Raw genomic sequence first — 12,579 nt, 5'->3', positions numbered from 1 at the left:
AAAAAGCGATTTATTTCAACGCAGGCTGCGTTAGTTCACAGAAAATGGGCAAAAAAGCCCCCTAAAGTCGTAAACATGCTTTAAGGGGCGGGAGGATATTGTTTTAAGGACGGCGGGTTACGCCATCATGTTGCGGGCGATATAACCGCCAGAAACCGATGAGCGTAAGATATTTCTGTTTAACTTGAGAAATTAAAGAAGAATCATCTAGCTCACCCCGCAGCCAGAGCCGCGACGGCTGGCCGAAAATGGTGCGGCCTACCGCAAATCCTTTCACCCAGCGTTCGTCGGCGGCGGCGGCAAACCCGGCCTTCAGCGCGTCTTCCGGCGCATCGAGACCCAGAATGACCACGCCACGGCAGTCGGGATCGGCGGCATCGATCAGTTCGCCGACCTGGCGCCAGCTCGCTGCGCTCAGCGGCGGCAGTTTCCACCAGTCGGGCTTTATCCCTAACTGATAGAAATGCGACATAATTTCCAGATAATAGCTTTCCTCTTTATCGCTGCTGTCCTCGGGTAAAATCACTTCCAGCAGCAGCTCATGGCCGGTTTTACAGCATCCCTGATAAACGTCGTTAATCAGCGCATCCTGCTCATTGCGCAGTTCGACGGCGTCGTGAGGATGATAAAACACCAGGCATTTCACCACGTGCTCCAGCGGCCAGTCGACCAGCTGAGAGCCGATGTTGCCATGCTCCAGGCGTAGCGGCCGTGAGCTGGGCAGCTCGATCGGGCGGCCGATCCACCACCCCTGGCCGGTGATTTCATTCAGCGCCGCCTGACCATATGTGGTGTCGGCCAGAATACCGCTGTTGCCCTGCAGGCCGGCCTCGTCCGCCGCCTCTTTGGCGGCGGTCAGCAGCAGGGACTTCAGCTGTGGAATGCGCGCTTCATCCACGCCGGCTTCGCGTGCCATATCCGCCAGCTGTTTGCGGTGGTCAAAGGCGAAGACGCACAGCTCCGGCCACTGCTGCTTGCGCGTGGTGACGCGGTGCAGGTGGTTCAGGCGCGCATCGCGATCGGGGCGCGGCACCTGTTGTTCACGCGCCAGGTAATCGTCCAGTTCGCGCCTGGTCGGCATCGCCGGGGCGCAGCCGTGGCGTGAGACCACCAGCGCGCCGCAGGCGTTGGCGTAGCGACATGCCTGATCCCAGCCCTCGTCATTCAGATAGCCGCGCAGCAGGCCGGACATAAAGGCATCGCCGGCGCCGAGCACGTTAAGCACTTCAACCCGCACGCCGCTGTGCAGTTTCACCGCCTGCCAGTCGCCCGGAATCGCCCCTTCAAAGACCGAACACCCTTGTGCGCCGCGTTTGCATACCAGCGTCGCCTGGCTGACTTTGCGCACGTTGGCCAGCGCGGTCAGCGTATCGGTGCTGCCGCCGGCAATATGAAACTCTTCTTCCGTGCCGACGATCAGGTCAAAGTGGTGCAACACTTCCTGCAGCTCGCGGGTGACCGTGTCGGATGCGACAAAGCGCGTTTCACCGTCGCCCAGCGACGTCAGCCCCCACAGTACCGGGCGGTAGTCAATATCCAGCGCTTTACGCAGCCCGTGGCGCTGCGCATATTCCAGCGCCTGCAGCACGGCGGCGCGCGTATTGGGGTGGGACAGGTGGGTGCCGGTGATTGCCAGCGCGCGCGACGAGGCAATATAGGATTCATCAATGTCTTCAGGCGTTAACGCCATATCGGCGCAGTTATCGCGGTAGAAAATCAGCGGAAAGGTTTCCTGATCCTTAATGCCGAGGATCACCAGCCCGGTCAGCCGCTGCTTGTCGGTGATCAGACAGCGGGTGTCCGCCCCTACGCGCTGTAGCTCTTCGCGTAGAAAACGTCCCATATGTTCATCGCCGACGCGGGCCAGCATGCCGGACTTCAGCCCCTGAATCGCCGTGCCGTAGGCAACGTTGCCGGAAGACCCGCCGAGGTATTTGGCGAATGTGCTGGCATCTTCCAGACGCGCGCCGATTTGCTGCGCGTAAAAATCGACGGCGATGCGGCCGAGACAGATGACATCAAGCGGTTTTTGTTGTGAAACCATAGCTCTTTCCTTCTGTATTAAGCAAAAGCCGACTGCGACCCGATAAGCGGAGGTTAGCAGGAATCATTGCGTCGAGTATGGGGAATAAAAATTCCAATTTCAATATTAAATGAAATTTACCAGCCGTAAAGGGCATGCAGTGACGGTGGGGCAGGCCTACGACGCCGTCCGGCGCCGGTACTGCGGGCTTATGCGCAGATTTGTTTCGTATTGATGTCCGTCTTTTATCGCCGTGCGCGGCGTCTGGCGCCGGTGCTGATAACCCGCCTGCAGGCGTTGACGCTGTGGGGAAAGCGCGCGTTGCACCGGCTTTGAAATAGGGTTTTCATTAGAATGCGATCTTTATCGCAAAATGAAATGTTTTTTCTGATGTGTGATTTTATGAAAAATATATTTGTTTATAATCGCTGCATGTTTCAGGTTGCCGAAGGTTTGAGCAATCTGTCCGCACCCGGCCCAAGATATCAGCGAATTCAGGGCAGGAAAACCGTTCCGTAATCTCAGCGGTGATGCCGGCGAGAAGTTAACCGGGCATCAGGCCATCATTAGGGGGAGAGAATGAGTAAGATCAGATTGACCATGGCGCAGGCGCTCGTCAAGTTCCTCGATAACCAGTATTTGCTGGCGGATGGCGTCGAAATCAAATTCGTGAAGGGCATCTTTGCGATTTTCGGCCATGGCAATGTGCTGGGCCTCGGGCAGGCGCTGGAGCAGGATCGCGGTCAGTTAACCGTGCTGCAGGGGCGCAATGAGCAGGGGATGGCCCACGCGGCGACCGGCTTTGCCAAGCAGAAGCTGCGCCAGCAGATTTACGCCTGCACCTCTTCCGTCGGCCCCGGCGCGGCCAATATGGTCACCGCCGCCGCCACGGCGACCGCCAACCGTATCCCTCTGCTGCTGCTGCCCGGCGACGTCTTTGCCTCGCGCCAGCCGGATCCGGTGCTGCAGCAGATCGAGCAGTCCTACGATTTGAGCATCAGCACCAATGACGCGTTTCGCGCGGTCAGCAAGTACTGGGATCGCATCACGCGTCCGGAGCAGCTGATGAGCGCCTGCATCAACGCCATGCGCGTGTTGACCGATCCGGCGGAAACCGGCGCGGTGACGCTGTGCCTGCCGCAGGATGTGCAGGGCGAAGCCTACGACTACCCGGAATACTTCTTCCAGAAGCGTCTGCATCGGCTGGAACGCCGGCCGGCGACGGCCGGGGCGCTCGGCGATGCGCTGGCGCTGCTGACCGGCAAGAAAAAACCGCTGCTGGTATGCGGCGGCGGGGTGAAGTATTCCCAGGCGGGCAAGGCGCTGCAGCAGTTCGCCGAGCGTTTCCGCATTCCCTTCGCAGAAACCCAGGCCGGCAAAGGGGCGGTGGTTTCCGACCACCCTTATAACGTCGGCGGCATCGGCGAGACCGGCTGCCTGGCCGCCAATACGTTGGCGAAGCAGGCCGATCTGGTGATTGGCGTCGGCACCCGTTATACCGATTTCACCACCTCTTCCAAATGGCTGTTCCAGAATCCGGACGTCGATTTCCTGAATATTAACGTCAGCGCGTTTGATGCCGGCAAGCTGGACGGCGTGCAGCTGCTGGCCGATGCGCGTGAGGCACTGCAGGCATTGGACGAGCTGGCGACGCAGCAGGATTACCGCGCAGATTGGGGCGATGCCGTTGAGCAGGCGCAGGCGGCGCAGCAGCAGGAAACCGAACGGGTTTATGCCGTCGCCTACACCGGCGCCGAGTTCGTGCCGGAAATTGACGACCACCTCGATCGTGAACGGGTGTTTGCCGAATTTATTGCCCAGACGGGCTCCTCGCTGACTCAAAGCCGCGTGCTGGGGGTGCTGAATCAGCAGCTGCCGCAGGACAGCGTGATCGTGGCGGCGGCCGGCAGCCTGCCGGGGGACCTGCAGCGGGTATGGCGCAACCGCGGTGAACACGGCTACCACGTGGAGTACGGCTACTCCTGTATGGGGTATGAAGTGAACGCCGCGCTGGGCGTCAAACTGGCCGAGCCGCAGCGGGAGGTGTACGTCATGGTGGGGGACGGGGCATTTATGATGCTGCACTCCGAGCTGGTCACCTCCATTCAGGAAGGCTGCAAAATCAACGTGGTGCTGTTCGACAACATGACCAATGGCTGCATCAACAATCTGCAGATGGAACACGGCATGGACAGCTATACCACCGAGTTCCGCTTCCGCCAGGACGGGGAGCTTAACGGCGGCTTGGTGCCGGTGAATTTCGCCATGCTGGCGGCAGCTTACGGCTGCAAAACCTACAGCATCACCACCGAGCAGCAGCTGATTGAAGCGCTGGCCGATGCGCGCCAGCAGACGGTTTCTACGCTGTTGGACATCAAGGTGCTGCCAAAAACCATGGTGCACAAATATCTCAGCTGGTGGCGCGTGGGCGGAGCCCAGGTGGCGGACAGCGACAAGATCGTTGCGGTTGCCCGGCAGCTGCAGGAAAACATCGACAAGGCCCGTGATTACTGATGATTACGGCTTGTATCCAGTTCTAAATCCAGAGGATAGCGAAAATGACATTAAACATTGGGGTTATCGGTGCCGGTGCGATTGGTCGCGATCATATTCGTCGCTGCAGCCAGGTGTTGCAGGGGGCCCGCGTGGTCGCCGTCAACGATATCAACCGCGACAACGCGACGGGCGTGGTGGAGCAGCTGCGTCTGGATGCGCGCGTTTATGATGACGGCCACGCGCTGATTAATGCTTCAGACGTGCAGGCGGTGCTGGTGACCTCCTGGGGGCCTAGCCACGAGGAATTTGTGCTGGCTGCAGTTGCCGCCGGCAAGCCGGTATTTTGTGAAAAGCCGCTGGCGGTGACCGCGCAGGGCTGTAAAAACATCGTCGAGGCGGAAGCGAAGCACGGGAAACGGCTGGTGCAGGTCGGCTTTATGCGCCCGTACGATCGGGGCTATCGCGCGCTGAAACAGGTGCTGACCAGCGGCCAGATCGGCGAGCCGCTGATGCTGCACTGTGCGCACCGTAACCCGAGGGTGGGTGAGGCCTACACCACGGATATGGCGATTACCGACACCCTGATCCACGAGATCGACGTGCTGCGCTGGCTGCTGGATGACGACTACGTGTCGGTGCAGGTGGTGTTCCCACGTAAGAGCAGCAAGGCGCTTGCCCATCTGCGCGACCCGCAGATTGTGCTGTTTGAAACGGCGAAGGGTACGCGTATCGACGTGGAGATCTTCGTGAACTGTCAGTACGGCTACGACATTCAGTGCGAGGTCGTCGGGGAGACGGGGATCGCCAAGCTGCCGGAGCCTTCATCCGTACAGATGCGCAGCAATGCCAGGCTGTCCAATGAGATCCTGACGGATTGGAAAGAACGTTTTATTGATGCCTATGACGTTGAGCTGCAGGGCTTTATCAATGACGTGCTGGCCGGGCAGCTGCAAGGACCGTCGGCCTGGGACGGTTATGCCGCTGCGGTAACGGCCGATGCCTGCGTCGCCGCGCAGCTCAGCGGCGAGGTGGTGCCGGTTTCTCTGCCGCCGCGTCCTTCTTTCTACGGCAAATAATCGCCTGATTCACTTTTCATATATCCGGAGCCGCCAGGGGGCACGCGGTGAACAAGGATGTTGAACATGTCGGCGAGGATGCCGGAGGCTGGCGGCCCGGGTATATCTGCTTTACGGGGGAATAACGATGAAGATCGCGTTTGATGTGGATGTCATTAAAGATTTAGGCGTCACCCAGATGGTGCAGCAGGTTGCAGACTGGGGATATAAATATATCGAACAGTCGCCCCATCCGCAGATCAACCCATTCTATAAACATCCGAAGGCCAGCCGTGAAATCATGGCGGAGTACAAAAATGCGCTGAAGGCCACCGGGGTGGAGATCTCCTCATTTATCGTGGTTTATCGCTGGTCCGGTCCGGGTGAAGATCGCCGTCAGGCGGCGGTGAAAAATTGGCGCCGGATGATTGAGATTGCGGTGGAGATGGGCGTACAGGTGATTAACACCGAGCTGGCGGGTGACCCTAATGAGCCGGAAATCTGCGAAGAGCTGTGGTACAAATCCATGGAAGAGCTGCTGCCCATTATTGAGCGCGAAGGCATCCGCATGGAAATTCAGTCCCACCCGTGGGATTTCTGCGAGCTGAATAATGAAACCGTCGATATGGTGAAGTCGCTGCGCAGCGACCACGTGAAGTATTTATACAGCGTGCCGCACTCGTTCTATTACGACAAAGGCAAGGGCGACGTGGCGAATATGCTGCAATATGCCGGGGATGACCTTTCCCACGTGTTGATCGCCGATACCATGAACCACACCCGCCATTGCCGTTATATCGTCAACCCGCCCGGCGTTGACGCCGCGGTGCATCAGCATGTCGGCATCGGCGAAGGCGAAATCGATTTTGACGCGCTGTTCCAGACCCTGCGCGATATGGAGTTCGCCAACCGCAACTTTAAGGTGGGTGGCGAATCGATTATTTGCACCTCCCTGTTTGGTTATCCGGAAAAGATGAAAACCCAGGCGGTTGAAACCCGGGAACGCATCGAAAGAGAACTGTTAGCTAAATAACGCTGCCGGCGACGCCCTTGATGGCCTGTCGTGCTGCTGCACGGGTTGCGTGATGCAGGGCGGGAGCAGGGTAAAGCGCCGATTTAATGACTGAGGCCCAAAATGAATAAAGACTATGTGAAGCTGGCGATCGCTCCGATTGGCTGGACCAATGACGATATGCCAGATCTCGGTAAAGAGAACACCTTCCAGCAGTGCGTCAGCGAAATGGCGCTGGCAGGATTTAGCGGTAGCGAAGTCGGCAGCAAATATCCGCGCGATCCGCAGGTTTTAAAACCGATGCTGGATATTCGCGGCATTCAGATTTGCAACGCCTGGTTCAGCACCTTTTTTGCCGATGGGCAGAAAGAGAAGACTATCGATGAGTTCGTTAACCATATGAACTTTTTGCATGATATGGGCGCCAGAGTGATTGGCTGCTCCGAGCAGAGCAAAAGCATTCAGGGCACCGACAAGGCGATATTGGAAGAGAAACCCTGCTTTACCGATGAAGAGTGGCAGCGCGTTGCCGACGGGTATAACGAACTGGCGAAAATCGCCGCCGGTAAAGGTATGCAGGTGTGCCTCCACCACCATATGGGAACGGGGATTCAGACCGCGGAGGAGGTCGACCGCTATATGAGCATGGTGAACGACGATGTGTATCTGCTGTTTGATACCGGCCATGCCTATTATTCCGAAGGCAGCCAACAGGCGATGCTGGCTATTTTGGAGAAATATCTGCCGCGCATTAATCATGTTCACCTGAAAGACGTGCGCGACGAGGTGGTTGCCGAGGTGCGGGCGAATCGCCTGAGCTTCCTGGACGGGGTGAAGAAGGGCACCTTCACCGTACCGGGAGACGGCGTGATTGATTTCCGTCCGGTGTTTAAACTGCTGGACGACTATGGTTACCGGGGATGGATGGTGGTGGAGGCCGAGCAGGATCCGGCCATCGCCAACCCGTTTGAATATGCGGTTAAGGCGCGCCGCTATATCAAAGAGACCGCCGGCATTTAGTGGCTCTGGCGCTTCCTGTGGCTATGCCGCAGGAAGCGTTATCCGTTTGGGAGCGTGCTGTTCAGACGCCGTGAAAGCGCGCCATATGATAAGCATCGACCAGTTTGCCATCGCGCATGGCGTAATGCCGGCTGGTGCCTTCTATCTCAAAACCAAATTTCTTATACAGCGCAATAGCGCCCTGATTGTCGGTGAATACCGTCAATTCAATTCGCTGGATCGCCGCCCAGTTATCGCAGAGCTCAATCATCGCGCGCATGAGCGCGCCGCCGACCCCTTTGCCTTGCTGCGCGGGATCGACGCCGATGCCAAAGGTGGCGACGTGACGCCGGCGTAGCGACTGATGCAGCTGGATAACGATCTGGCCAACGACCTGCTCGTCGATGCAGGCGACCAGGTTGTGTAACCCAGGTTTGGCGTCGGTCAGCCGTTGCTGCCAGTGTGCGAGTGAGGGCAGCGGAAGCTGTAGCGTATCGCGATAGACGTTGGGATGGGCATACAGTTGTTGCAGCGCCTGTGCATCGGCGGTTTCAACATGGCGGACGATGATTTCTCCCATTCCCTTATCCCTATGATTATCAGCAATATTTCCCTTTAAATTATCGGGTCTTCGCCTTGAGTCAATAAAATTTTAGCTTGGTTAAAAAAACGCTTTACAGATGCGAATGATAATGATTATTATTGTCATGCGTTCTCGGCAGGCGGTGCAGCTAACCGCTCTGACTTGAAGGCACGACATTGCTCACATTGCTTCCAGTGTTTACTTAGCCAGCTCGGGTGCTGGCTTTTTTTTTGCCCTCAATCATCCACCTTTGACGCTCAACAAATCTTCTGCGGCTCCTCTGTTTATTTCATCGAAAATTTTGAACAGAGGGGTGAGTTTTTTACGCTTTCTTATTCTGCTGTCAGGTCTAGACTGTAAAAAACATTGAGGAGAGTTGAACATGATCTATTTACGCAAAGCGAAAGACCGCGGCCACGCTAACCATGGCTGGCTGGACAGCTGGCATACCTTCTCTTTTGCCAATTATTACGATCCGAACTTTATGGGGTTCTCCGCTCTGCGGGTTATCAACGAAGACCGGATCGACGGCGGTCAGGGGTTCGGCACCCATCCGCATAAAGATATGGAAATCCTGACCTACGTGCTGGACGGCACCGTAGAGCATCAGGACAGCATGGGTAATAAAGAGCAGATCCAGGCTGGGGAGTTCCAGATTATGAGCGCCGGTACCGGGGTGCGCCATTCTGAGTACAACGCCAACAGCGACAAGCTGCTGCATCTGTACCAAATCTGGATTATTCCGGATACCAACGGTCTGCCGCCGCGTTATGAGCAGCGCATGTTTGATGCGCCGCAGGGACGTCAGCTGGTGCTGTCGCCGGATGCCCGCGAAGGCTCGCTGAAGGTGTTCCAGGATATGACGCTGTCGCGCTGGGCGCTGAATAAAGACGAACAGGCGGAGTATACGATTGAAGCCGGCCGCCGCGTCTGGGTGCAGGTGGTGCGCGGTTCCATTACCATTAATGACAACCGGGCAGGCACCAGCGATGCGCTCGCCATCTGGGATGAAACGGCGCTGTCGCTCCATGCCGATGAGGACAGCGAAATTCTGCTGTTTGATTTGCCTCCGGTGTGATCGCTAAACGTTAGCGGGGCTCAATCTGGCGATTGAGCCCTTTTAGCGCCCGTTTGATATCAGCATTATCAGCCCGCCGTTTTTTTTGCTAAAATAACCGCCCATTCACGGTTTGTCAGCTCATTGATAATGAAGAAAAAGCGGCCGGTACTTCAAGATGTTGCAGATCAGGTTGGCGTCACCAAGATGACGGTGAGCCGCTATTTGCGCAATCCTGACCAGGTTTCCGCCGCCCTGCGGCAGAAAATTGCGATCGCGCTGGATGAGCTGGGCTATATCCCCAACCGCGCGCCGGATATCCTTTCCAACGCGACCAGCCGCGCTATCGGCGTACTGCTGCCGTCGCTGACCAACCAGGTATTCGCCGAGGTGCTGCGCGGTATTGAAAGCGTCACCGACGCGCACAATTATCAGACCATGCTGGCGCACTATGACTATCTGCCGGAACGTGAAGAAGAACGCCTGACCTCGCTGCTCTCTTATAACATCGACGGCCTGATCCTGTCCGAGCGCACCCATACCGCCCGCACCCGCAAAATGATTGAGGTTGCCGGCATTCCGGTGGTGGAGCTGATGGACTGCGTGTCGCCCTGCATCGATATGGCGGTCGGCTTCGATAACCATCAGGCCGCGCGCCAGATGACGCAGCAGATTATTGCCCAGGGCTATCGCCATGTGGTGTATCTGGGGGCGCGCCTCGATGAGCGTACGCTGATTAAACAGCAGGGCTATGAGCAGGCAATGCGTGAAGCCGGGCTGCAGCCGCGAAGCATTATGACCAATCGTGCGTCGTCCTACTCCGGCGGCGGTGAAATGCTGCGCCAGGCGCAGCGTGACTATCCGCAAATCGACAGCGTATTCTGCACCAACGATGACCTGGCGATCGGCGCCGCCTTTGAGTGCCAGCGCCAGGGGCTGTCTATTCCGCAGGATATGGCGATCGCCGGTTTCCACGGCCACGATATTGGCCAGGTGATGATGCCGAAACTGGCCAGCGTGCTGACGCCGCGTGAGACCATGGGGCAAATCGGCGCGGAGCGGCTGCTGGCGCGCCTGCGGGGCGAAACCGTCAGCCCGGCGATGGTCGACGTTGGTTTTACCATTATCCCCGGCGGCAGCATTTAAGCCGTACGCTGCTTTTCACCTTCCTATTCGCTTTCTCTTTTTCTCCCTTTTTCGCCTTTGTTCGAACGCTGACTATAATTCCTTGCTGGTCGAGATTTGACCGCCGTAATTTGACTTCCTTCACAGTTACGGGATGTCATTTCGCCGGTTTGTTGCTTAATTCCAGCGCGACAAAGACAATGTTACCGATAACCTGTTACCAGTAACATTTAGCGCCTGGGACTCTTGAGAGCATAAAAATTATGAATAATCCACAACACCACGTTTTCATCCTGATGGGGGTGTCCGGCAGCGGGAAATCTGCCGTCGCCAATGCTGTGGCGCATGAACTCAATGCCGCCATGCTGGATGGCGATTATCTGCATCCCCGCGGCAATATCAATAAAATGGCCGGCGGCCATGCGCTGAACGACGACGATCGGGCGCCTTGGCTGGCGGCGCTGAACGACGCCATTTTTGCCATGCAGCGCACCAATGACGTAGCGCTGCTGGTGTGCTCCGCGCTGAAAAAGCGCTACCGCGACCGCCTGCGTGAAGGTAACAGCAACCTGCACTTTATCTACCTCGAAGGGGAAAAAGAGGTGATTGAAGCGCGTCTGAAACAGCGCAAAGGACACTTCTTCAAGCCGCAGATGCTGGTTTCCCAGTTTGAAGCGCTGGAAGTGCCGCAGGCGGATGAGTCAGATGTGCAGGCGATTGACATCGACCAGCCGTTGGACAACGTGGTTGCCGACGTCGTCTCTCATATTCAATCCGTAACCAACCAGGGGTAAACGATAATGGATACATTAACGCTGGTGCTGACCGCCGTCGGTTCGGTGCTGCTGCTGCTGTTCCTGGTGATGAAAGCGCGGATGCATGCGTTTATCGCCCTGATGCTGGTGTCGATGGGCGCCGGCCTGTTCTCCGGCATGTCGCTGGAGAAGATCACCGACACCATGCAAAAAGGCATGGGCGGCACGCTGGGCTTCCTGGCGATTGTGGTGGCGCTGGGCGCGATGTTCGGCAAAATTCTGCATGAAACGGGCGCGCTGGACCAGATTGCCGTCAAAATGCTGAAAGGCTTTGGCGAACAGCGCGCGCACTATGCGCTGGGGATCGCCGGCCTGATTTGCGCCTTGCCGCTGTTCTTTGATGTGGCGATCGTGCTGCTGATTGGCGTGGCCTTCGCGGTAGCGCGCCGTACCGGCGGCAATCTGGTGAAGCAGGTGATCCCGCTGTTTGCCGGCGTTGCCGCGGCGGCGGCCTTCCTGCTGCCGGGGCCGACGCCGATGCTGCTGGCGTCGCAGATGAATGCGGATTTCGGCTGGATGATCCTGATCGGTTTGGCGGCCGCTATCCCGGGGATGTTGCTGGCTGGCCCGCTGTTCGGTTCATTTATCAGCAAGCACGTCACGCTGGAACTGCCGAAGGATATCGAAGAGCCAAGCATCGACAAGAGCAAGCTGCCTTCGTTCGGCTTTAGCCTGGCGCTGGTGCTGTTCCCGTTGGTGCTGGTGGGGCTGAAAACCATCGGCGCGCGCTTTACTGAGGAAGGCAGCTCGCTGTATCAGTGGCTGCAGTTTATCGGCCACCCGTTCACCGCGATTCTGATTGCTTGCCTGGTGGCGATTTACGGTCTGGCGATCCGCCGCGGGATGAGCAAAGAGAAAGTGATGGAAGTCTGTTCGGCAGCCATTCAGCCGGCGGGGATTATCCTGCTGGTGACCGGTGCGGGCGGCGTGTTCAAGCAGGTGCTGGTGGATTCCGGCGTTGGCCCGGCACTGGGTAATGCGCTGATTGGCGCCGGCCTGCCGATTGCCGTTGCCTGCTTTGTGCTGTCGGCGGCGGTTCGCGTGATTCAGGGTTCGGCAACCGTGGCCTGTCTGACCACCGTCGGCCTGGTGATGCCAGTGATTGGCGAGCTGGGCTACTCCGGTGCACAGATGGCGGCGTTGTCGGTATGTATCGCCGGTGGTTCCATCGTCCTGAGCCACGTCAACGACTCCGGCTTCTGGCTGTTCGGCAAGTTTACCGGCGCCACCGAAGCGCAGACGCTGAAAACCTGGTCGGTGATGGAAACCATCCTCGGTACCACCGGTGCGGTGGTGGGGATGATCGCCTTTACGATGCTGTAATTATTTCTGAGCTGATTAAGGCGCCTGCGGGCGCCTTTTTTTATGGCGTCCGGCAGCAGCAACCGCCGCGCGATCCGCCTTTATAAGCAGG

General features: G+C 57.7%; 10 protein-coding genes. 8 read left to right on the top strand and 2 right to left on the bottom strand.

Going from position 1 to position 12,579, the window contains the following annotated elements; all coding sequences use genetic code 11:
- Nucleotides 1-103: 103 nt before the first annotated feature.
- On the bottom strand, nucleotides 104-2,044 hold the full coding sequence (locus I6G83_RS05740; RefSeq protein ID WP_054305734.1) for a bifunctional 5-dehydro-2-deoxygluconokinase/5-dehydro-2-deoxyphosphogluconate aldolase: 1,941 nt from the start codon (nucleotides 2,042-2,044) through the stop codon (nucleotides 104-106).
- A gap of 558 nt (nucleotides 2,045-2,602) precedes the next feature.
- Here I6G83_RS05740 and iolD point away from each other — a divergent pair.
- The 4 genes from iolD to iolE all read left to right on the top strand — a co-directional run bounded on the left by iolD (nucleotide 2,603) and on the right by iolE (nucleotide 7,606).
- Nucleotides 2,603-4,537, top strand: a complete 1,935-nt coding sequence (gene iolD / locus I6G83_RS05735; protein WP_054305735.1) for a 3D-(3,5/4)-trihydroxycyclohexane-1,2-dione acylhydrolase (decyclizing) — start codon at nucleotides 2,603-2,605, stop codon at nucleotides 4,535-4,537.
- Nucleotides 4,538-4,581: 44 nt separating this feature from the next.
- Entirely contained in the window at nucleotides 4,582-5,595 is a 1,014-nt protein-coding gene (locus tag I6G83_RS05730) for a Gfo/Idh/MocA family protein (protein WP_015962241.1), read from the top strand.
- A gap of 127 nt (nucleotides 5,596-5,722) precedes the next feature.
- A complete protein-coding gene (locus I6G83_RS05725; RefSeq protein WP_015962240.1) occupies nucleotides 5,723-6,607 on the top strand; it encodes a sugar phosphate isomerase/epimerase family protein in 885 nt (294 codons plus the stop codon).
- Nucleotides 6,608-6,709: 102 nt separating this feature from the next.
- The gene (iolE, locus tag I6G83_RS05720) at nucleotides 6,710-7,606 is read left to right on the top strand and encodes a myo-inosose-2 dehydratase (protein ID WP_015962239.1); all 897 of its coding nucleotides are present in this window, start codon (nucleotides 6,710-6,712) and stop codon (nucleotides 7,604-7,606) included.
- Nucleotides 7,607-7,667: 61 nt separating this feature from the next.
- On the opposite strand, the gene I6G83_RS05715 is transcribed toward iolE, so the two are convergent.
- A complete protein-coding gene (locus I6G83_RS05715; protein ID WP_054305736.1) occupies nucleotides 7,668-8,165 on the bottom strand; it encodes a GNAT family N-acetyltransferase in 498 nt (165 codons plus the stop codon).
- Nucleotides 8,166-8,550: 385 nt separating this feature from the next.
- On the opposite strand from I6G83_RS05715, the gene I6G83_RS05710 reads away from it, so the two are divergent.
- The 4 genes from I6G83_RS05710 to gntU all read left to right on the top strand — a co-directional run bounded on the left by I6G83_RS05710 (nucleotide 8,551) and on the right by gntU (nucleotide 12,488).
- Nucleotides 8,551-9,246 carry a pirin family protein gene (locus I6G83_RS05710; RefSeq protein WP_015962237.1) on the top strand — a complete coding sequence of 232 codons (696 nt, stop codon included), beginning with the start codon at nucleotides 8,551-8,553 and terminating at the stop codon, nucleotides 9,244-9,246.
- 129 nt (nucleotides 9,247-9,375) lie between these two features.
- A complete protein-coding gene (gntR, locus tag I6G83_RS05705) occupies nucleotides 9,376-10,371 on the top strand; it encodes a gluconate operon transcriptional repressor GntR (protein ID WP_054305737.1) in 996 nt (331 codons plus the stop codon).
- A gap of 242 nt (nucleotides 10,372-10,613) precedes the next feature.
- Nucleotides 10,614-11,144: a gluconokinase gene (gntK, locus tag I6G83_RS05700; protein WP_054305738.1), complete on the top strand. Its 531-nt coding sequence runs from the start codon at nucleotides 10,614-10,616 to the stop codon at nucleotides 11,142-11,144.
- Between the two features lie 6 nt (nucleotides 11,145-11,150).
- Nucleotides 11,151-12,488 (top strand): gluconate transporter, encoded by a 1,338-nt coding sequence (gene gntU / locus I6G83_RS05695; protein ID WP_054305739.1) that lies wholly within the window; start codon nucleotides 11,151-11,153, stop codon nucleotides 12,486-12,488.
- The last annotated feature ends 91 nt before the right edge of the window (nucleotides 12,489-12,579 follow it).

Origin of the sequence: Serratia rubidaea, assembly GCF_016026735.1 — a bacterium.
Classification (GTDB): domain Bacteria; phylum Pseudomonadota; class Gammaproteobacteria; order Enterobacterales; family Enterobacteriaceae; genus Serratia_B; species Serratia_B rubidaea.
The sequence above is the reverse complement of the archived record's forward strand: the minus strand, read 5'-3'. Positions and strand labels throughout refer to the sequence as shown.

What these genes read in the sequence shown, in the direction of transcription:
- I6G83_RS05725 (WP_015962240.1), top strand. Translation starts at nt 5,723, where the DNA reads ATGAAGATCGCGTTTGATGTGGATGTCATTAAAGATTTAGGCGTCACC.
- I6G83_RS05715 (WP_054305736.1), bottom strand. Translation starts at nt 8,165, where the DNA reads ATGGGAGAAATCATCGTCCGCCATGTTGAAACCGCCGATGCACAGGCG.
- I6G83_RS05710 (WP_015962237.1), top strand. Translation starts at nt 8,551, where the DNA reads ATGATCTATTTACGCAAAGCGAAAGACCGCGGCCACGCTAACCATGGC.
- I6G83_RS05730 (WP_015962241.1), top strand. Translation starts at nt 4,582, where the DNA reads ATGACATTAAACATTGGGGTTATCGGTGCCGGTGCGATTGGTCGCGAT.
- gntR (WP_054305737.1), top strand. Translation starts at nt 9,376, where the DNA reads ATGAAGAAAAAGCGGCCGGTACTTCAAGATGTTGCAGATCAGGTTGGC.
- gntU (WP_054305739.1), top strand. Translation starts at nt 11,151, where the DNA reads ATGGATACATTAACGCTGGTGCTGACCGCCGTCGGTTCGGTGCTGCTG.
- I6G83_RS05740 (WP_054305734.1), bottom strand. Translation starts at nt 2,044, where the DNA reads ATGGTTTCACAACAAAAACCGCTTGATGTCATCTGTCTCGGCCGCATC.
- gntK (WP_054305738.1), top strand. Translation starts at nt 10,614, where the DNA reads ATGAATAATCCACAACACCACGTTTTCATCCTGATGGGGGTGTCCGGC.
- iolD (WP_054305735.1), top strand. Translation starts at nt 2,603, where the DNA reads ATGAGTAAGATCAGATTGACCATGGCGCAGGCGCTCGTCAAGTTCCTC.
- iolE (WP_015962239.1), top strand. Translation starts at nt 6,710, where the DNA reads ATGAATAAAGACTATGTGAAGCTGGCGATCGCTCCGATTGGCTGGACC.